The organism is Streptomyces sp. NPDC002671 (assembly GCF_053592475.1).
Window position 1 is genome coordinate 301,639 of record NZ_JBSFVU010000004.1, and the last position, 19,998, is coordinate 321,636.

A 19,998-nucleotide genomic window follows, 5' to 3' on the forward strand; every position below is an offset into this window, starting at 1 on the left:
ACCGAGGCCGGACCGGGCCTCACCGCATGCGGGTCGCCCACTCCTGCACCTTGGCGATGCGCTGCCGCAGCTGCCCCGCCGTCGCCTCCGCGCTCGGCGGTCCGCCGCACACCCGGCGCAGCTCGGTGTGGATGACGCCGTGCGGCTTGCCGCTCTGGTGGACGTACGCGCTCACCATGGTGTTGAGCCGCTTGCGCAGCTCCATCATCTCCTTGTGGCTGACCACGGGGCGCCGCTCGGCGGGCAGCTCCAGCAGGTCGGCCTCCGCGTCCGGCTTCTTGCGGCTGTGCGCGATCTGCCGGGCCTGCCGCTTCTGGAGCAGCATCTGCACCTGCTCGGGTTCGAGGAGCCCGGGAATCCCCAGGTAGTCCTGCTCCTCCTCGCTTCCCGGGTGGGCCTGCATGCCGAACTCGGCGCCGTCGTAGAGCACCCGGTCGAAGACGGCCTCGGACTCCAGCGCCTCGAACGAGAACTGCTCCTGTTCGCCGGTGTCCTCGTCCTGCTGCTTGTTCGCCTCGTCCATCTCCTTCTCGGACTCGGCGTACGGGTCCTCCTCACCCTCCTTCTTCGGCTTGTCGAGGGCGTGGTCGCGTTCCTTCTCCATCTCGTTGGCGAAGGTCAGCAGGTCGGGGACGGTCGGCAGGAACACGGACGCGGTCTCGCCGCGCCGGCGGGAGCGTACGAAGCGTCCGACGGCCTGTGCGAAGAAGAGGGGGGTGGAGATGGTGGTGGCGTACACCCCGACCGCGAGCCGGGGCACGTCGACGCCCTCGGACACCATGCGCACCGCGACCATCCAGCGGTCGTCGTTCTCGCTGAACTCGTCGATCCTCTTCGAGGCGCCGGCGTCGTCGGACAGGACGAGGGTCGCCTTGTTGCCGGTGATCTCGCGGATCAGCTTGGCGTAGGCGCGCGCGGAGTCCTGGTCGGAGGCGATGACGAGGGCGCCCGCGTCCGGGATGGCCTTCCTGACCTCGGTGAGCCGCTGGTCGGCGGCGCGCAGCACGCTGGGCATCCAGTCGCCGCGCGGGTCGAGCGCGGTGCGCCAGGCCTGGCTGACCGCGTCCTTGGTCATGGGCTCGCCGAGCCTGGCGGCGATCTCGTCACCGGCCTTCGTGCGCCAGCGCATGTTGCCGCTGTAGGAGAGGAAGATGACGGGCCGGACGACGTGGTCGGCGAGGGCGTTGCCATAGCCGTAGGTGTAGTCGGCGGCGGACCGCCGGATACCGTCCTGCCCCTCCTCGTACGTCACGAAGGGGATGGGGTTGGTGTCGGACCGGAACGGCGTACCGGTCAGCGCGAGCCGCCGGGTCGCGGGTTCGAAGGCCTCCAGGCACGCCTCGCCCCAGGACTTGGAGTCACCGGCGTGGTGGATCTCGTCGAGGATGACGAGAGTCTTGCGCTGCTCGACGCGGTTGCGGTGCAGCATGGGGCGCACGCCGACACCGGCGTACGTGACGGCGACCCCGTCGTAGTCCTTGCCGAGCGGGCCGGCGCTGTACTCGGGGTCGAGCTTGATGCCGATCCGGGCCGCGGCCTCGGCCCACTGCTTCTTGAGGTGCTCGGTCGGCGCGACCACGGTCACCTGCTGCACGACGTGGTGGTGCAGCAGCCAGGAGGCGAGCGTCAGCGCGAAGGTCGTCTTGCCGGCGCCGGGCGTGGCGACGGCGAGGAAGTCGCGCGGCTGTTCCTGTACGTACTTCTCCATCGCCCCCTGCTGCCAGGCACGCAGCTTGCTGGCGGTACCCCAGGGCGCACGGCCCGGGAAGGCGGGGGAAAGGTGATGGGAGGCGGTGGCGGCGGTGGTAGTCACGGTCTCCGTGGTCAGTGGGTAGGGGCGGCTCGGCTACGTATGACAACCGGGCCACCCTACCGGCGCCCCACCCCCGTCAACGCGCGAACGAGGGCGCACCGCCCGTGGGTGGGACCCAGTTCACATCGCCTCGTGCAGCGCCCTCAAACGCCGGGCGATCATCCCCACATCCTCCAGGCTGCCCGATGCCACCTCGATGACGAGCTTGTAGGCCTCGTCCTGGTCGACGCCGACCATGTCTGTGCCGTTGAAGTCGAGATAGACGACGGTGGACATCCACGCCATGCGCTTGTTGCCGTCCACCAGGGGATGATTGACGGCCTGCGAGTGCAGCAGTGCGGCGGCCTTCTCGAACGGATCGGTGTACGCCTCGACGCCGAACATCTGCGACTGGGGGCGGTGCACGGCCGAGCTGAGCAGACCCAGATCGCGCACGGCGACCTCCTGTCCCCCGCACGCCAGCTCCGCCAGGTCCAGGACCTCCGGGACCGTGAGGTACTTCATCCGCTACTCCCCCAGCCTCCGAAGCAGGTCGGCGTGCGCCGCCGCGTACTTCGCCCCGAGGCGACGCACCGTTTCCCGGTCCGTCTCCTGCTCCAGATACCGGTCGATGGCCTGTAGCACTACGGCGTGCATGCTGCGCCCCTCCTGCTCGGCCCGCAGCCTGAGCGCCTCCTGCTGGTCGTCACGGAGACGAAGGTTCATAGCCATACCAGGACGGTACCGATCATGGGGTCACCGCGGTACCGGATTCGGGCACCCCCCGCAGCCGCCTCGTCACCCAGGCCCCCGCCAACGCCACCCCCGCCATCGGCAGGAACACCGCGGCGAAGGCGGCCGGGTGGGTGCCGTCCGCTGTCGTGGGTGTGGTGCTGCCGCCGCCCAGGGCCGCGAAGGCCGCGCCGGTCGCCGCCAGAAGGACGACGTTGGAGAGGGCGTCGGAGATCTGGAGGGCCGCGGAGTTGGTGCCGGCCTCCTCCGGGGGCGACAGCTTGAGCAGGAGCACGCTGGCGGAGGCGAGCACCAGGCCCATGCCGAAGCAGCCGAAGCCCCAGGCGACCGCCACGGTCCAGACGGGCACCGCATCCACGAGCACACTCGGCACGGCGGCGATCGAGGCGGCGACCAGCACCATCCCGAACGTCATCAGCCGCTCCCGGTACGGCTCAAGGCGTGGCCGGGACTGCACCCATGAACCCAGCGCCCAGGTGGCGCCGCCCGCCGCCAGCGAGAACCCGGCGAGCGTCGGCGACAGCCCCCGCTGGGTGACCAGCATCAGCGGCACGAACGACTCGGCGGCGATGAAGGCCCCGTCGGCCAGCCCGCGCAGCAGCACGACGGAGGGCAGACCGCGGGCGGCCCGGTAGGTGCCGCGCGGCAGGAGACCGAGGACGGCGGGCACGAGGAGGGCCGCGCCGGCCAGCCCGGGCAGGAGGGAGAGGACGCGGAGGTCCTGGGCGGCGTACTGGAGGAGCCCGGCGCCGAGCGAGATGCCGAGGGCGAGGCGGATCCGGCGCCCGTCGAAGGCCGCGGCACCGGCCTCCGCGTCCAGCGGTCCCGCCGCCCTCCGCCGTATCTGCGGCAGCGCGAGGGCGAGCGGGAGCACCACGAGGACCGGGATGCCGAGGAACACCCAGCGCCAGCCGAGCCGCTCGGTCACGGCACCGGCGGCGAGGGGGCCGACGATGGACGGCACCACCCAGCCGGCGGCGAAGGCGGCCATGATGGCGGGCCGCAGCCGCTCCGGGTAGGCGCGGCCGACGACGACGTACAGGGCGACGATGACCAGCCCGCCGCCGAGTCCCTGTACGGCCCGGCCGAGGATGAACGCCCACATCGCCTGGGCGGTCCCGGCCACCACCAGCCCCGCCGCGAAGGCCGCGATGCCCGTGGTCAGCGGCGCGAGCGGGCCGCGCCGGTCCGACCACTGACCGGAGAGCACCATGCCGAACAGGCTGGTGGTGAAGTACCCCGAGAACGCGAACGCGTACAGCGCCACACCGTCCAGCTCCCGGGCCGCGACCGGCATCGCGGTGCCGATGGCGGTGGCCTCGAAGGCGATGAGGAAGATCACGGAGACGAGGCCGACGCTGAGCGCCCGGTACGACCGGCTCAGCACGCTGCCGTCGTCTCTCTCGGCGTTCACGACGGCGGCGTCGCGGGGTTCCAGGGCGGTCATGGTCGTCAGCGTAAGGCGCACAACGCGGCTTGACCCCTGTCGGTGGTCGCACTCCCGCTCCGACCATGGTCGTACGCCCCAGGCGTTTCATGAACGCCGCATGGCAGCCCTGTTGCAGCCCCGCCCGTTCCCTTGAACGCCGCTCCGACGGACCCGTACGTTCATTCCCGGAACAGCAAAGAACACGGCCGTGTGCCCGAGTGGTTCAGGGGCTCGCCTGCAAAGCGAGTTACGTGGGTTCGAATCCCGCCACGGCCTCCAGAACGCCCGTCCTGGTTCCGAGTGTCAGAGGACCCCGCCCGCCTCGTCCTGGAACAGCTCCGTCCAGTAGTGCCAGTCGGTGAGCGGGGACATCCCCGTCGGGTCGACGGTGTTCAGGGTGTGGATCATCGCGGCGGCGAGCTGGTCGTAGGCCTCCGTGCCCAGTTCGTTGCCCAAATGCTCGTCGATGGTGCGCTCGTGGTGGAGGAGCCAGAGCGTGAAGGCGAGGGTGGAGACGTCGGTGTTGAGCGGGTAGAGGGTCGCCTCCGGCTCGCTGAACGTCAGCACCGCGCCCGTTCTGCCGTCGATCACCAGGCTGTTGTCCTCGACCAGGTGTCCGACGCGGATCAAGTGGTCGGCGTGGGCGGGAAGTTCGTGCAGCGGGTAGTCGCCGTCCGTGCGCTCGTCGGTGAAGTACTCGCGCAGGGTCGGCAGGGGCACGTCCGTGTCGGCGTGGAAGAGGACCGTCTCCTCCGGCAGCCCGGTCTCGCGCAGGAAGCGGCGGGTCGGCTCGTGGGTGAGCGTCGCCGGGAAGTCGACCTCCTCGAAGCGGACCACGCGGCCGTGGCCGAACTCCTGGTCCAGGAGACGGGCCGGGACGTCCAGGGTGAGGCCGCAGACCGTGCCGGGGCCGGCGACGAGGGCGAGCGGGCGGATCAGCGCCGCCGCCTTCCAGTACGGCGGGACGTCGCCGTCCGTGCCCTCCTCGAAGAGCCCGAGGAGGAGCCGGGACGCCTCGGTCGCCGTCCGGGGGCCGTACTGGCCCGCCAGGGCGGCGAACCGGCCGCGCAGGCCCGCCAGTTCCTCGGTGACCGCGGCGAAGCGCAGGAGGGTCGCCAGGGAGGGCGCGAAGGGGCGTGGGTCGGACGGGGCGAAGAGGTACGCCGTCGTCAGCTCGCCGGTGTCGCCGTCGAGCAGGATCGACTCGCACTCCATGCCGGCCGGGTTGAGGAGTTCACCGATCACCAGGCGGTCCCGCAGCTCCTCCGCGAGGTGCAGGGGGCCGTCGGTGGCGTCGGCGAGGGTGCGCAGGCCGTTCGTGCGCAGCGGGGAGAAGGTCAACAGGCCGGTGTCGGCGGGCAGTCCGGGGCCGGTGAGCAGGCCGCGGGTCGGGGCGTGCGTGACGTAGCGGTCCAGCTCCGCCTCGGTCAGCGTGATCGCCGGAACCCCGGCGTCGGTCGTGCTCATCGCTCCCCCGCGATCCGGTCCTGGTGCGTCGGGAACGGCCGTCCCCCACTGCTCGGAACACTACGCCGCCCCACTGACAACGCCCTCCACCTGGGAGGACGTCAGACGGTGCAGCCGCGTTCCGTTCCAGGCGAACACGAACTCACGTGAAGTAGACGCCGCCCAGGACAACGGCCAGCGCCGCCACGACGAACAGCAGGATCCAGAGGAACAACTTGCCGAGCGCGGGCGGAGGTTCGTAGCGCGGCTCTTCGGGAGGACTCGGAGGAGTGGTCATCGGTCCGTCACCACCGCGGCCTGGGGGCGGATGGGCAGGCGGTTGACCGGGCGGCCGGTGGCCGCGCGGACGGCCGAGGCGATCGCCGCGGGGGCCGTCACGACCGGGACCGCGCTGACCGACTTGGCGCCGAAGGGGGCGACCACGTCCCGTTCCTCGACCAGTTTCACGATCCGGATGTCCGGCGCGTCCAGGGCGGTCGGCAGGGCGTATCCGGTCAGGTCGGGGTGGCGGATCAGGCCGCGCGGGGTGCGGAGGTTCTCGGTGAGGGCGATGCCGATGCCCTGGGTTACGCCCGCCTCGATCCGGGCCTCCAGCTGCGCCGGGTTGAGGATGCGGCCCACGTCCTGGGCGAGGGCCAGCTCCACCACCCGGACCGAGCCCAGCTCGACGTCCACGTCCACCACCGCGCGGATCGCGCAGAAGGCGAGCCCGACGAAGGCGTCGCCCTGGCCGGACTCGTTCAGCGGCTCGGTGGGGTGCGGGCGGCACTGGGCCGTGGCCCACAGCTCCTTGCCCTCCATCGCCTCGGTGACGGTCGTCGACAGCACGCCGTCGTACGAGGTGATCTTGCCGTCGGTGATCTGGAGCAGCTCGGTGGACATGCCGAACTTGTGCGCCAGGGGCTGGAGGAGCTGGGTGCGGACCATCTTGGCCGCCCGTTCCACCGCGCCGCCCGACACCCAGGTGTGCCGGCCCCGGCAGCTGCCGCCGGCCGGGGGCTGGTCGGTGTCGACCGGGGCCACGTGGACCTCGTCGATGCCGAGCGTCTCCTGGACGATCTGCCGGGCCAGCGTGGTGAAGCCCTGGCCGGTCTCCACGGCCGCGCACAGCACGGTCGCGACGCCGTCGTGGACCTTCACGGTCGCGGTGGACACCTCGTCGGCGCCTTCCGTGCCGAGCATGTGCACCATGCCCAGGCCGTAGCCGACGCCCCGGCGCACCGCGCCCGGCTCGCCCGCGCCCTCGGGGCCGCCGGGCAGCAGCCACTCCTCCTCGGGCGTGTCCTTGGGCAGCGCGGGCAGCGGGAAGTCCCGTACGGCCTGGAGGAGTTCGGCCACCGGCGCCGGGCAGGTCACCGTCTGCCCGATGGGCAGGACGTCGCCGGTCGCGAGCGCGTTGCGCAGGCGCAGCTCGGCCGGGTCCAGGCCGAGCTTCTTCGCGAGCTTGTCCATCTGCGCCTCGTAGGCGGCACACACCTGCATGGCGCCCTCGCCGCGCACGTGCCCGGAGGGCGGGTTGTTGGTGCGCACGGCCCAGCCCTCGATGAAGGCGTTCGGGACGACGTACGGGCCGCAGGCGAAGGAGACAGCGGCGGCCAGGACCTCTGCGGAGGTGTCGGCGTACGCGCCCGCGTCCAGCAGCACCTGCGCCTCGACCTTCACCAGCTTGCCCTCGGCGTCGGCGTGGTGGCGGTAGCGCAGCAGGGTGGGGTGGCGGTGGGCGTGGCCGAGGAAGGACTCCTCGCGCGTGGCCGTGAGCTTCACCGGGCAGCCGGTCTTCAGGGCGAGCAGGCCGAGCGGGAGCTGGAAGCTCTGGTCCTCGCGGTCGGCGGTGGCGCCGGGCACCCCGGTGACGACGATCTTCACCCGATCAGGGGACAGGCCGTAGCAGGCCGCGGCCGTGTTGCGGTCGGTGTGCGGGTCGGTGGAGGCCAGGTACAGCTCCACGCCGCCGTCGGGGCGGGGCACGGCGAGGCCGGCCTCGGCACCGATGGGGGCCGGGTCCTGGCGGCCGATGCGGTACAGGCCCTCGACCACGATCTCGCCGACCGCCTCCGGGTCGCCGTGGCGCAGCGGGATGTGCCGGATCAGGTTGCCGTCGGGGTGCAGCGGTTCGGCCTCGAAGGCGTGCTCCGGGTCGGTGACCGGGTCGAGTACTTCGTACTCGACGATGATCGCGGCGGCGGCCATCCGCGCGGTGTCCGGGTGGTCGGCGGCGACGGCCGCGATGGGTTCGCCGTGGTGCCGCACGACCTCGGAGGCGAACACCGGGCGGTCGGGCGTGCCCCGGCCGTGGCGCGGGGTGCCGGGCACGTCCTCGTGGGTGACGACGGCCCGTACGCCGGGCATCTCGCGCGCGTGGGTGGTGTCGACGGAGACGATGCGCGCGTGCGCGTGCGGGGAGCGCAGCACGGCCGCCCACAGCAGGCCCTCGGCCCACAGGTCGGCCGCGTACGGGAAGGTGCCCTCGGTCTTGGCGCGGGCGTCGGCGTGCGGCAGCGAGGCGCCGAGGCCGTGCGGCAGCGGCTCGGCGGCGGGAGCGGGTTCCGCGGTGGTGGTCGCGGCGGCTTCGTTGCTCACGCCTGGCCTCCGTCCTGGCCGTAGTGCTGCTCGTGCGGTGCCGGCGCGCCGAAGGTGCCGGGGCTGTCGAAGACGCTGGGCGTCTCGAACGCAGACGGGTTGACGCCCCCGGAGCCGGGGCCCGCCTGGTGCGGAATACGTGCCGCGTCGGTGTCCGTCCCGGCGTCCGCGGCGGTGAGCGCCTCGCGTTCGGCGACGACCTCCTTGACGGCCTGGACGACGCCCCGGTAGCCGGAGCAGCGGCACAGGTTGCCACACAGGGCCTGCCGGGTCTCCAGCTCGGTCGGGGCGGGGTTGCCCTCCAGCAGGTCGTGCACGGTCATCGCCATGCCGGGCACGCAGAAGCCGCACTGCACGGCACCGCACCGGGCGAGCGCGCGCTGCACGTCGGAGGGCTGTCCGTCGACGGCCAGGCCCTCGACGGTGCGCACCTCGGCGCCGGCCGCGGTGACCGCCGGGACCAGGCAGGAGGCCACCAGCCGCCCGTCGACCTGCACGTTGCAGGCCCCGCACTCGCCCTGCGAGCAGCCGTCCTTGGCGCCCGCGAGACCGAGCCGCTCGCGCAGGACGTACAGCAGCGACTCGCCGATCCAGGCGTCGGTGACGGGCCGGTCGGCGCCGTTGACGCGCAGGACGAAGGAGGCGAGGGGATGGTCGTCGAGCGGGGGCAGGGGCGTGGGGTCGAGGTCCTCCGGGGCGCCGTCCTGCTCCGGGTCGGCCGGGACCGCCGGGGCGGACGCCTCGGGCTCCCCGGGCTCGGCCACCGGTGCCGGGGGTTCCTCCTGCGCGGGCGCGGAGTCAGCGAGGTCCGCGGGGATTTCGGGCGTGTCGGCCGGGGCCGCGGGTGCCACGGGTGCTGCGGGTTCGGCGGCTACGGCCGCTTCGGCGGGTACGACCGCTTCGGCCGTGTCCGGCGTTTCCACGGCCTTTGGTGCGGCTGCCGGGGCGGCGGAGGTCTCAAGGTGCGCGGGGCTGCCAGCGGGCCACTCAGGGGCTTCCTCGGGCGCGTGCGCGCCGGGGTTCTCCGGGTACGGCCCGTCGTACTGCGGGGCGTACGGCTCGGCAGGCGCGTGCCCCTCGGGCGCCGGGATCCCGTGCGCGGGCGTCTCGGTGGTCTGCGCGAGGGACTCGGCGGCCTGCGCGAGCGCCTCCTGCCGGCTCCACGTCTGGCCGGCGCCGTCCGTCGCCCAGGGCGCGGGCGCGCCGCCGGGGAGCGTGGCGGGCGGGGTGCCGCCCCACTGCTCGACCAGCGAGGATGTGGTGAACTCCCCCGATTCGTCCGGGAGGTCGCCGCCGGCGACGGGGATGGACCACTGCCCGGTGACGTCGTGGCCGGACGCGGGCGGGGCGGCGGGCTCCTCGAACGTCCACTGCTGCGTGGCGCCGGGGTGGTACGTGAACCGGTCGTCGGTGACCGGCTCCTGGGGCACGGCGTTCGGGTCGGGCCACTGGGCGCCCTCGGCCGCCGGCCAGGTCCCGGCGGAGCCGTCGGCGGGCGCCGCCGTTATGGGCGGCGGCACATAGCCGTGTCCGGGTGCGGCCAGCGGGCTGTCGCCGGAGAGCAGGGCGTCGATGCCGCCCTCGGGGAGCTTGACGAAGGCGGTGGCGCCGTCGTCGTAGTCGCCCTGGGGCAGCGGGTCCCAGCGCCCGCCGGTTCGGGGCGTGCCCTCTCCGTGCTGGTCGTCGGTCACGACAGCGCCCTCCCCAGTGCTCGTCGGGCCAGCGCGGCGACGGTGCGCCGCAGGTGCAGTACGGCGGGCGGAAGAGGCGGGACGGTGCCGTCCGCCTCCGGTGCCGGGTCGGGGATGCAGGCCGCGGCGACGTACTCCCCGAAGGCCTCCAGGGCCTCCGGGACGAGCGCGCGGTCGTTGTCCCAGTCGATGAGCTGCGCCACCCACTGCTCGGCCTCCAGGGGCCTGAGCGGCATCGGCGCTATGGCCCCGACGGCGCAGCGCACGCCGCGCCGGGCGGGGTCGAGGACGAGGGCCACGGAGGCCAGCGCGCGGCCCGGCCCGGTGCGTCCCGTCGCCTTCAGGAAGACCTGCGGGGCGTGCAGCAGCGGTACGCGCACGAAGCCGATGAGCTCGCCGCCGCGCAGCATCTCCACGCCGGCCAGCAGGTGCGACACCGGGACCTCGCGGCGGGCGCCGCCCGGGCCCGCGACGATCAGGGTCGCCTCCAGGGCGGCCAGCACCGGCAGCGCGTCCCCGGTGTGGGCCGCGGAGGCGATGTTGCCGCCCAGGGTGCCGGCGTTTCGGATGTGCGGCGGGCCCGCGGCGCGCGCCGCGGCGGCGAGCGCCGGGATCAGGGCCGCGAAGTCGGGGCGGCCCATGCGCGCGTGGGTGAGGCCCGCGCCGAGCAGCGCGTGGCCGTCCTGGTACTGCCAGCCGCGGATCTCGCTGATCCGCCCGAGGCCCACCAGGGCCGCGGGCCGGAGCTGGCCGGAGTTGACGGTGGCCATCAGGTCGGTGCCGCCCGCGACGGGGACGGCGGTGGGCACGGCGGTGAGGGCCGCCACCGCCTCGTCCAGAGTCGTGGGCAGCGTGACGGCCTGCGCCGCCTGCGGTGCGTGCGTGGTCAAACCGGCTGCCCCTTCCCGCTGCCCCACCTGGTCCCGCCTGTGCGCCGTACGGTACGTGCTGACAGGGCGGACGTGGCAACTCTGGCACATCTTCGCAACACCCGAACGCGGGGGTCCGCTAGGAGGCATTCACCCATCCCATCGGGGGGATGGTCCGTTTTCGCACGGCAGCACCGGTGCGCACGAATTGCCACTCTTCGGTGATAGTGCCGGGGTTTTTCCGTTGTCTGTTCGGGGCGGCCACCTGTTCGGCCACCTGTTCGGCTACCTATTCGGAGGCGGTCCCTCGATCGGCCGGCCGAGGACACCGGGGCGCCGCTGCCAGGGCCGGGGACCGGCCGGTGGCCGGTATGCGACCCCCAGGGCGTCAAGTCGCCCGTAATGGGCGGCCATACGGCGCTCGAAGTCCGCGAAGTCCCGTTCCGCCGGGGCGGGCAGCCGGCTCCAGGCGACCTCGGCGAAGGCGGCGAGCCTCGGGAAGGTCTGGTAGTCCACGCGCGCGGCGTCCTCCAGCACCTCGGTCCACACGTTGGCCTGGGTGCCCAGCACATGCCCGGCTTCCTCGGGGGTGAGCTGGGATGGAACGGGCTCGAACCGGTAGACGTCCTCCAGGGTGCGCACGAAGCCGATCGGCACGGGTTCGTCCTCGCCCGGAGCCTGGCGGTGGTCCAGGTAGACGTACTGCTCCGGGCAGATGACGACGTCGTGCCCGGCCTGCGCCGCCGCGACGCCGCCCCCGTAGCCGCGCCAGGAGGAGACCGCCGCACCGGGCGCGAGGCCGCCCTCCAGGATCTCGTCCCAGCCGATGAGCCGGCGCCCGCGCGCGGACAGCCACCGGTCGAAGTGGCCGATGAACCACGACTGCAGCTCGTCCTCGTCGGCCAGCCCGAGCTCCGCGATACGGGTCTTGGCGGCCACCGACTCGCGCCACTGCTCCTTGCGGCACTCGTCGCCGCCGATGTGCACGAACTCTCCGGGGAACAGTTCCAGGACCTCCTCCAACACCCCCTCGTAGAAGCGCAGAGTGGTATCGGTGGGAGCCAGTACGTTCGAGGAGATCCCCCAGTTGTCCAGAACGGTGAGGGCGGTCGTGTCGATGACGTCGGTGTTGCCGAGTTCCGGGTACGCGGCGATGGCGGCCTGCGAGTGGCCCGGTACGTCGATCTCCGGGACGACGGTGATGTGCCGCTCGGCGGCGTAGGCGACGATCTCCCGGATGTCGTCCTGGGTGTAGTAACCGCCGTGCGGCTTCTCCTCCCACAGCGGCGAGGCACGGTGACCGAATTTCGTCCGCGCCCGCCAGGTGGCGACCTCGGTCAGCTTCGGGTACCGCCTGATCTCGATCCGCCAGCCCTGATCGTCCGTCAAGTGGAAGTGGAAGACGTTGAGTTTGTGCGCGGCCATCAGATCCAGGTAGCGCAGCACGCCTTCCTTGGGCATGAAGTGCCGTGCGACGTCGAGCAGCAGACCGCGCCAGCCGAACCGCGGCGCGTCCTCGACGGTGACCCGCGGCAGCTCCCAGTCCCGCCCCGGCCGCACCGGCGCCCGGCGGAAGGCGTCGGCACCGAGCAGCTGCCGGAAGGTCTGCGCCCCCCAGAAGACACCCGCCGCGCTGCCGCCCTGGATGCGGTACGGCCCCTCGTCGCCGACGAGCCGGTAGCCCTCCGGGGGCAGGTCCGGCTCGACGCCGAGCACGATGCGATTGCCGGGGTCGGCGGGATCGGCCGCCTCCGGGAACGGCAGCCCGGTCGCCGCGCCGACCGTCGCCCTCAGCCAGCGCGCGACCCCCTCCGTACCGGGCCGCGCCTCCAACGCCGTACTGCGATCGAGCCTCGCGCGTCCGGCGGTGTCCTCGGAGTTCTCGGGGTTCTCGGAGTTCTCGGAACAACGCGCCGGAGCCGGAATCAGATCCACCATGCCCGGAGGTTAGGAGCCCGGGGACAAGCCGACAAGAGGTCTCGACCACTTCGCGCCTTCGGCACACGAAGGCCCCCGGGGTGCACCGAAGCGCACACCCCGGGGGCCTCGCACAGATCAGACGTATGTCACACGTACATCAGAAGGAGGGAGGAGCTACTTGCCGCCGTCCTTGCCCTTGCCCTCGTCGCCGCCGGCGCCCATGGACTCGTAGATCTCCTTGCACATGGGGCAGACCGGGTACTTCTTCGGGTCACGGCCCGGCACCCATACCTTGCCGCACAGCGCCACGACGGGCGTGCCGTCCAGGGCGCTCGCCATGATCTTGTCCTTCTGGACGTAGTGGGCGAAGCGCTCGTGGTCACCGTCGCCGTGGGACACCTGCGGCGTCGGCTCGACGAGGGTCCCCGTACCAGTCCCGCGCTCGGGCTCAAGAGTGCTCATATCGCCAAGGGTACTGAAGCTCACACGCATCAGTTGAGCGATGGGTCGTCCGGGTACGTGGCCACCATCGCCAGTTCGCTGCGCTGGCGGCGGAGCACTTCGCGCCAGAGTCTTTCCGGGGCCGGGGAGGAGACGTCCCCGGGTTCCGATTCCACGACGTACCAGGCGCCCTCCGCCAGCTCGTCCTCCAGCTGGCCCGGGCCCCAGCCGGCGTATCCGGCGAAGATGCGCAGGGAGCCGAGGGCCGAGGCGAGGAGTTCCGGCGGGGCCTCCAGGTCGACCAGGCCGATCGCGCCGTGCACCCGCCGCCAGCCCAGCGGGGCGGCGTCGCCGCCCGCGCCGCCCGGGATGACCGCGACGCCGAGCGCGGAGTCCAGCGAGACGGGGCCGCCCTGGAAGACGACGCCGGGCTCGCCCGCGAGGTTGGCCCAGCCCTCCAGGATGTCGCCGACGCCCACCGGTGTGGGACGGTTGAGGACGACACCGAGGGAGCCCTCCTCGTCGTGGTCGAGAAGGAGCACGACCGCACGGTCGAAGTTCGGGTCCGCCAGGGCGGGGGTGGCCACGAGCAGCCGCCCTGTGAGCGAGGACACCTCGGTCATGGCAGACATGATCCCGCATCTTCCGCCGGTGTGGGGAGCCAATCGCCGTTCCCCGCGTGCGGTGACCCCATGTGCCCGCCGGGGAACCGTTCGTGTTGTGACAGAGCTTTGACGTGGCTGGGTCGTACTCGGGCTTACGGACGAGGGGTCATCGGCGATTAGTCTGTCTTCCCGGCCCCCGCCAAGAGTGATCGGCCGGCCCCTGTCCAACCAATCGGAACGCGAGATTCATGACCGTCAACGACGATGTCCTGCTTGTCCACGGCGGAACCCCGCTGGAAGGCGAGATCCGGGTCCGCGGTGCGAAGAACCTCGTGCCGAAGGCCATGGTCGCCGCGCTGCTGGGCAGTGCGCCGAGCCGGCTGCGCAACGTTCCGGACATTCGTGACGTGCGCGTCGTGCGCGGCCTGCTCCAGCTGCACGGGGTGACGGTCCGTCCGGGCGAGGAGCCCGGCGAGCTGGTGCTCGACCCGACGCATGTGGAAAGTGCGAACGTCGCTGACATCGATGCCCACGCGGGTTCCAGCCGTATCCCGATCCTGTTCTGCGGTCCGCTGCTGCACCGTCTCGGCCACGCGTTCATCCCGGGCCTGGGCGGCTGCGACATCGGCGGCCGGCCCATCGACTTCCACTTCGACGTGCTGCGGCAGTTCGGCGCGACGATCGAGAAGCGGGCGGACGGCCAGTACCTGGAGGCGCCGCAGCGGCTGCGCGGCACGAAGATCCGGCTGCCGTACCCGTCCGTCGGTGCGACCGAGCAGGTGCTGCTGACGGCCGTACTCGCCGAGGGCGTCACGGAGTTGTCCAACGCGGCCGTCGAGCCGGAGATCGAGGACCTCATCTGCGTTCTGCAGAAGATGGGCGCGATCATCGCGATGGACACCGACCGCACGATCCGCATCACCGGTGTGGACAAGCTCGGCGGCTACACCCACCGCGCCCTGTCGGACCGCCTGGAGGCGGCGTCCTGGGCCTCGGCGGCCCTCGCGACCGGCGGCAACATCTACGTCCGCGGCGCCCAGCAGCGCTCGATGATGACGTTCCTGAACACCTACCGCAAGGTCGGCGGCGCCTTCGAGATCGACGACGAGGGCATCCGTTTCTGGCACCCCGGCGGCCGGCTGAAGTCCATCGCGCTGGAGACGGACGTGCACCCCGGCTTCCAGACCGACTGGCAGCAGCCGCTGGTGGTGGCCCTGACGCAGGCCTCGGGCCTGTCCATCGTCCACGAGACGGTGTACGAGTCCCGCCTCGGCTTCACCTCCGCGCTGAACCAGATGGGCGCGCACATCCAGCTCTACCGCGAGTGCCTGGGCGGCTCCGACTGCCGCTTCGGCCAGCGCAACTTCCTGCACTCCGCGGTCGTCTCCGGCCCGACGAAGCTCCAGGGCGCCGACCTGGTCATCCCCGACCTGCGCGGCGGCTTCTCCTACCTCATCGCCGCCCTCGCGGCCGAGGGCACCTCGCGCGTCCACGGCATCGACCTGATCAACCGCGGTTACGAGAACTTCATGGAAAAGCTGGTTGAACTGGGCGCGAAGGTCGAGCTGCCCGGCAAGGCGCTCGGCTGACGGCTGGTTAACGGCTCGCGAAGCCTGCACGAAGGCCGCACGAAGCCCGTACGACGATGGGGCGGCCCTCCGGTGAAGGAGGGCCGCCCCATTGGCGTCACAGCGCTTCAGAGCGCCTCGTACGCCGTCCCGTGGCGTACGAACGGCAGGGTCACTTGCCCTTGGCGGCTTCCTTGAGCTTCGAGCCCGCGGAGACCTTCACGCTGAAACCGGCCGGGATGTTGATGGGCTCACCGGTCTGCGGGTTACGCGCGGTACGAGCGGCACGGTGGGTGCGCTCGAAGGTCAGGAAGCCAGGGATGGTGACCTTCTCGTCGCCCTTGGAGACGATGTCGCCGACGACCTCGGCGAAAGCGGCCAGTACGGCGTCGGCGTCCTTGCGCGTCACCTCGGCACGGTCGGCCAGCGCGGCCACCAGCTCACTGCGGTTCATGTTGTTACTCCCGTGTTTTTCTTACCGTTGGGGTGTGCCACGCGGCGGAGCCGAAGAGGCACTGCGATGCCGATGCGCTCGCGCCCAGGGACGCATCCTGCCCCTACCTGCGGCGGGAAAGCCAATCCGGCACCCGTAGGAGTCGTGAGAACACCCTGGGGAGTCACACGAAAAACGCCTGCTCGGCCGTCACCCTAGAGCGCGCCCGGCATCAGGTGGTTCCACGACGCGCCGGGGCGGGGGCCTGCCGTGGCGATGCTCACAGCCCCCGCACAGCGGCGCGCGCAGCTACTAGACGGTCTCGTTGACCGTCACGCCGGCCGCCTTCGCGGCCTCGCGGACCGCGCCGGCGACGGCGCCCGCGACCTTGTCGTTGAAGACGCTCGGGACGATGTAGTTCGGGTTCAGCTCGTCCTCGGTCACCACGGCGGCGAGGGCCTTCGCGGCAGCGAGCATCATCTCGGTGTTGACGGTGCGGGACTGCGCGTCCAGCAGGCCGCGGAAGACACCCGGAAAGACCAGCACGTTGTTGATCTGGTTCGGGAAGTCGGAGCGGCCGGTGGCCACAACGGCCGCCGTCTGCCGGGCGATTGCCGGGTCGACCTCGGGGTCGGGGTTCGCGAGCGCGAACACGATCGCGCCGTCGGCCATCGCGGCCACGTCGTCGCCGTCGAGGACGTTCGGGGCGGAGACGCCGATGAAGACCTCGGCGCCGCGCACGGCCTCCTTGAGGGTGCCGGTCAGGCCCTCGGGGTTGGTGTTGTCGGCGATCCAGCGCAGCGGGGAGTCGGCCGGGGCCTCCACCAGGTCCTCGCGGCCGGCGTGCACCACGCCCTTGATGTCGGCGACGACGGCGTTCTTCACGCCCGCCGCGATCAGCAGCTTGAGGATGGCCGTACCGGCCGCGCCGGCGCCGGACATGACGACGCGGATGTTCTCGATCGCCTTGCCGGTGACGCGCAGGGCGTTGGTCAGGGCGGCGAGGACGACGATCGCGGTGCCGTGCTGGTCGTCGTGGAAGACGGGGATGTCGAGGGCCTCGCGCAGCCGGGCCTCGATCTCGAAGCAGCGGGGCGCGGAGATGTCCTCCAGGTTGATGCCGGCGAAGCCCGGGGCGATCGCCTTGACGATCTCCACGATCGCGTCGGTGTCCTGGGTGTCCAGGCAGATCGGCCAGGCGTCGATGCCGGCGAAGCGCTTGAACAGGGCCGCCTTGCCCTCCATGACGGGCAGCGCGGCCTTGGGGCCGATGTTGCCGAGGCCGAGCACGGCGGAGCCGTCCGTCACGACCGCAACGGAGTTGCGCTTGATGGTGAGGCGGCGGGCGTCCTCGGGGTTCTCGGCGATGGCCATGCAGACGCGGGCCACACCCGGCGTGTAGACCATGGAGAGGTCGTCACGGTTGCGGATGGGGTGCTTGGACTGCATCTCGATCTTGCCGCCGAGATGCATGAGGAACGTACGGTCGGAGACCTTGCCGAGGGTGACGCCCTCGATGCCGCGCAGCTTCTCGACGATCTCCTCGGCGTGTGCCGTGGAGGTGGCCGCGATGGTGACGTCGATACGGAGCTTCTCGTGGCCGGACGCGGTGACGTCGAGGCCCGTGACCGAGCCTCCGGAGGACTCCACGGCGGTGGTGAGCTGCGAGACGGCGGTTCCGCTCGCGGGCACCTCCAGCCGGATGGTCATCGAGTAGGAGACGCTGGGCGCCGTTGCCATGGCCGACTTCCTCTGCTTTCACCGTGTCGCGAGTTGTGCCGTCCGATCGTCGCACCTACCGATCAGTACGTGGTAGTCGCCCTGGATTGCGGACGTTTTGTTCACACGGGACGTACGGTCGATGCATGGTTTCGGAAAACCTCTTCCACCATACGAGAGGCGATCGGACAAAGAAAGAGACCCACGCCACACCCGTGACGTGGGTCTCTCTCACGTTCATGACACCGACCCGCCATGCTCGCCTCGCGGCAAGTGGTCCCTCTGAGGGACGAAGGTTGGGCCCGGGGGCTTGGATCGAGCCGGTGTCACACCCAGGCTAACAAACCGACGACGGACAGCCATTCCCCGTACGGGATGTTCGCCGGAAGTCAGTCCCGGAGCAGGTCGGGCACCCCGGCCGCGTCCGGCTCGTCCCGCTCCCCCGACACCAGCGTCAGCTGCTGGGTGGCCCGGGTCAGCGCCACGTACAGCACGCGCAGCCCGGCCGGGGACTCGTCGGCGATCTCGGCCGGGGAGACGACGACCGTGGCGTCGTACTCCAGGCCCTTGGCCTCCAGGCTGCCGAGAGCGACGACCCGGTCGCCGAGCCCGGCCAGCCAGCGCCGGGCCTCCTCGCGCCGGTTCATCGCGACGACCACGCCGACCGTGCCGTCCACCAGCCGCAGCAGCCGCTCGGCCTCCGCGCGCACGGTCTTCCCCAGCGAGTCCCCGACGACCACGAACCGGGGCTCGACCCCGGTGGACCGTACGGCGGACGGCGACTCGGAGCCGGGCATGGCCAGGGCGAGGACCTTGGCGGCCAGCTCGGCGATCTCGGCCGGGTTGCGGTAGTTCACGGTGAGCTGGAAGCGGCGCCGCGGGCGGGTGCCGAGGGCCTCGTCGCGGGCCTCGGCCGCCTCGTCCGGGTCGGACCAGGAGGACTGGGCGGGGTCGCCCACCACCGTCCAGGTGGCATGCCGGCCGCGGCGGCCGACCATGCGCCACTGCATCGGCGTGAGGTCCTGTGCCTCGTCGACGATGACGTGCGTGTACTCGGTGCGCTCCTGCGCGAGCCGCTCGGCGCGCTCGCGCTGTGTCTCCTCGCGCACCGGCATCAGCTCGTCCAGGCCGGTGAGCTGGTCCAGCGGGTCCAGCTCGCGCTTCTTCTTCGGCCGGGCCGGGGCGCCGAGGATCGCCTGGAGCTCGTCCAGCATGGCGATGTCGTGCACGGAGCAGCCGTCCCGCTTCAGCGCGCGGGCGACCCTGCGGACCTCGCCGGGGTTGAGGATCCGGCGGGCCCAGCGGCCGAGCCGCTTCTCGTCGGCCATGGCGGCCAGCACGCCCTTCGGGGTCAGCTCGGGCCACCATGCGTCGAGGAAGGCCAGGAAGGTGTCCTCGGTGCTGACGTCCTCGTCGAAGGAGGAGCGCAGCTCGGCGGCCAGCTCCGGGTCGGTGTGCCGGCCGGCGGCGCCGGATGTGGCCCACAGGGCGTCCAGCAGCAGCTTGCGGGCGCGCGGGCGCAGCAGGTTGACGGGGGCGGTGCCGCCGAGCGCGTTACGGCGGATGCGTTCCAGCTCCCTCGCCTCCAGCTCCAGGCGCCGCCCGAAGGCCACCACGCGCAGCCGCTCCGGGGAGCCGTTCAGCTCCAGCGCGCCGCGGGCGGCCTTGCGCAGCACCTTCAGCATCCGGTACGAGCCCTTGGCCCGTGCCACGGACGGGGAGTCGTAGAGCGTGGCCTCCACGCCGTCGACCAGGGAGCCGATCGCGCGGATCGCGACCTGGCCCTCCTCGCCGAGGGAGGGCAGCACGCCCTCGGTGTAGGCCACCAGCAGCGGGGTCGGCGAGACGATCAGGATGCCGCCCGCGTAGCGTCTGCGGTCCTGGTAGAGCAGGTAGGCGGCGCGGTGCAGCGCGACGGCGGTCTTGCCGGTCCCCGGCCCGCCCTCCACGTACGTGATGGAGGCGGCGGGGGCGCGGATCACCAGGTCCTGCTCGGCCTGGATGGAGGAGACGATGTCCCGCATGGTGTGGCTGCGGGCCTGGCCGAGGGCGGCCATCAGGGCGCCGTCGCCGATGGCGGGCAGCTCACGGCCGTCGAGGAAGGCCGTCAGCTCGGGCCGCATCAGGTCGTCCTCGACGCCGAGCACGCGGCGCCCCTTCGACCGGATGACGCGTCGCCGCACGACCCGTCCCGGGTCCACGGGGGTGGACCGGTAGAAGGGTGCGGCGGCGGGGGCGCGCCAGTCGATGACCAGCGGCGCGTAGTCCTCGTCGAGTACGCCGATGCGCCCGATGTGCAGGGTCTCGGCGATGTCGGCCGTGTTGTCGCCCCGCACGGCTCCTTCGGCGGGTTCGACGGCGGTGTAAGCCCCGTCGGGCCCCTTCTTCCCGTCCTTCCCCGGCAGCAGATCGATCCGTCCGAAGAGGAAGTCCTCGAACTCGTTGTTGAGCCGGTTCAGGTGGATACCGGCCCGGAAGACCTGCGCGTCCCGCTCGGCGAGCGCGCCGGGGGTGCCGACCTGGCCGCGCTGGGCCGCGTCGTTCATCAGGAACTCGGCTTCGTGGATCTTCTCCTCGAGCCGCCGGTACACCCGGTCCAGGTGTTCCTGTTCGACGCTGATCTCTCGGTCACGCACGGACTCGTGTGCGTCGCGTACCGATCCGACCGCGGACTGCTGAACCTGAGCGGCCACCGGGCCCCCTTCTGACGTGCTGGGCAGCCGTCAACCGT

General features: G+C 72.0%; 16 protein-coding genes and 1 tRNA gene. 2 read left to right on the top strand and 15 right to left on the bottom strand.

Translation table 11 applies throughout. From position 1 onward, the window contains the following. Positions 1–19: 19 nt before the first annotated feature. From ACWD35_RS08255 to ACWD35_RS08270, 4 genes are all read right to left on the bottom strand, one after another. A complete protein-coding gene (locus tag ACWD35_RS08255; RefSeq protein ID WP_451350343.1) occupies positions 20–1,813 on the bottom strand; it encodes a DEAD/DEAH box helicase in 1,794 nt (597 codons plus the stop codon). A 120-nt stretch (positions 1,814–1,933) separates the two neighbouring features. Next, positions 1,934–2,317 (bottom strand): type II toxin-antitoxin system death-on-curing family toxin, encoded by a 384-nt coding sequence (locus tag ACWD35_RS08260; RefSeq protein WP_451350344.1) that lies wholly within the window; start codon positions 2,315–2,317, stop codon positions 1,934–1,936. A 3-nt stretch (positions 2,318–2,320) separates the two neighbouring features. Then, positions 2,321–2,518 carry a CopG family transcriptional regulator gene (locus ACWD35_RS08265; protein ID WP_451350434.1) on the bottom strand — a complete coding sequence of 66 codons (198 nt, stop codon included), beginning with the start codon at positions 2,516–2,518 and terminating at the stop codon, positions 2,321–2,323. Between the two features lie 22 nt (positions 2,519–2,540). Then, positions 2,541–3,992 carry an MFS transporter gene (locus tag ACWD35_RS08270; RefSeq protein ID WP_451350345.1) on the bottom strand — a complete coding sequence of 484 codons (1,452 nt, stop codon included), beginning with the start codon at positions 3,990–3,992 and terminating at the stop codon, positions 2,541–2,543. Positions 3,993–4,178: 186 nt separating this feature from the next. On the opposite strand from ACWD35_RS08270, the gene ACWD35_RS08275 reads away from it, so the two are divergent. Next, positions 4,179–4,253, top strand: a tRNA-Cys gene (locus ACWD35_RS08275). Positions 4,254–4,277: 24 nt separating this feature from the next. Here ACWD35_RS08275 and ACWD35_RS08280 read toward each other — a convergent pair. The 8 genes from ACWD35_RS08280 to ACWD35_RS08315 all read right to left on the bottom strand — a co-directional run bounded on the left by ACWD35_RS08280 (position 4,278) and on the right by ACWD35_RS08315 (position 13,565). Continuing rightward, a complete protein-coding gene (locus ACWD35_RS08280) occupies positions 4,278–5,441 on the bottom strand; it encodes an SUKH-4 family immunity protein (RefSeq protein WP_451350346.1) in 1,164 nt (387 codons plus the stop codon). Positions 5,442–5,583: 142 nt separating this feature from the next. Further along, on the bottom strand, positions 5,584–5,718 hold the full coding sequence (locus ACWD35_RS08285; protein ID WP_451350347.1) for a hypothetical protein: 135 nt from the start codon (positions 5,716–5,718) through the stop codon (positions 5,584–5,586). Continuing rightward, positions 5,715–8,021: a xanthine dehydrogenase family protein molybdopterin-binding subunit gene (locus ACWD35_RS08290; RefSeq protein ID WP_451350348.1), complete on the bottom strand. Its 2,307-nt coding sequence runs from the start codon at positions 8,019–8,021 to the stop codon at positions 5,715–5,717. The genes ACWD35_RS08285 and ACWD35_RS08290 overlap by 4 nt, the downstream gene beginning before the upstream one ends. After that, positions 8,018–9,712: a 2Fe-2S iron-sulfur cluster-binding protein gene (locus ACWD35_RS08295; RefSeq protein ID WP_451350349.1), complete on the bottom strand. Its 1,695-nt coding sequence runs from the start codon at positions 9,710–9,712 to the stop codon at positions 8,018–8,020. The genes ACWD35_RS08290 and ACWD35_RS08295 overlap by 4 nt, the downstream gene beginning before the upstream one ends. Next, the gene (locus tag ACWD35_RS08300) at positions 9,709–10,602 is read right to left on the bottom strand and encodes an FAD binding domain-containing protein (RefSeq protein WP_451350350.1); all 894 of its coding nucleotides are present in this window, start codon (positions 10,600–10,602) and stop codon (positions 9,709–9,711) included. The genes ACWD35_RS08295 and ACWD35_RS08300 overlap by 4 nt, the downstream gene beginning before the upstream one ends. Positions 10,603–10,866: 264 nt before the next feature. Continuing rightward, a complete protein-coding gene (locus ACWD35_RS08305) occupies positions 10,867–12,519 on the bottom strand; it encodes a beta-N-acetylhexosaminidase (protein WP_451350351.1) in 1,653 nt (550 codons plus the stop codon). 156 nt (positions 12,520–12,675) lie between these two features. Then, positions 12,676–12,963 (bottom strand): DUF3039 domain-containing protein, encoded by a 288-nt coding sequence (locus ACWD35_RS08310; RefSeq protein WP_451350352.1) that lies wholly within the window; start codon positions 12,961–12,963, stop codon positions 12,676–12,678. 29 nt (positions 12,964–12,992) lie between these two features. Next, positions 12,993–13,565, bottom strand: coding sequence for a YqgE/AlgH family protein (locus tag ACWD35_RS08315; RefSeq protein ID WP_451350353.1), 573 nt, complete (start codon positions 13,563–13,565; stop codon positions 12,993–12,995). 230 nt (positions 13,566–13,795) lie between these two features. Here ACWD35_RS08315 and murA point away from each other — a divergent pair, with 230 nt between their 5' ends. Then, the gene (gene murA, locus ACWD35_RS08320; RefSeq protein WP_451350354.1) at positions 13,796–15,136 is read left to right on the top strand and encodes a UDP-N-acetylglucosamine 1-carboxyvinyltransferase; all 1,341 of its coding nucleotides are present in this window, start codon (positions 13,796–13,798) and stop codon (positions 15,134–15,136) included. Between the two features lie 151 nt (positions 15,137–15,287). On the opposite strand, the gene ACWD35_RS08325 is transcribed toward murA, so the two are convergent. From ACWD35_RS08325 to ACWD35_RS08335, 3 genes are all read right to left on the bottom strand, one after another. Then, positions 15,288–15,569 (bottom strand): HU family DNA-binding protein, encoded by a 282-nt coding sequence (locus ACWD35_RS08325; protein ID WP_018549700.1) that lies wholly within the window; start codon positions 15,567–15,569, stop codon positions 15,288–15,290. Positions 15,570–15,860: 291 nt separating this feature from the next. Beyond that, positions 15,861–17,288 (bottom strand): malic enzyme-like NAD(P)-binding protein, encoded by a 1,428-nt coding sequence (locus tag ACWD35_RS08330; protein WP_451350355.1) that lies wholly within the window; start codon positions 17,286–17,288, stop codon positions 15,861–15,863. A 368-nt stretch (positions 17,289–17,656) separates the two neighbouring features. After that, a complete protein-coding gene (locus ACWD35_RS08335; protein ID WP_451350356.1) occupies positions 17,657–19,960 on the bottom strand; it encodes a HelD family protein in 2,304 nt (767 codons plus the stop codon). Positions 19,961–19,998: the final 38 nt, after the last annotated feature.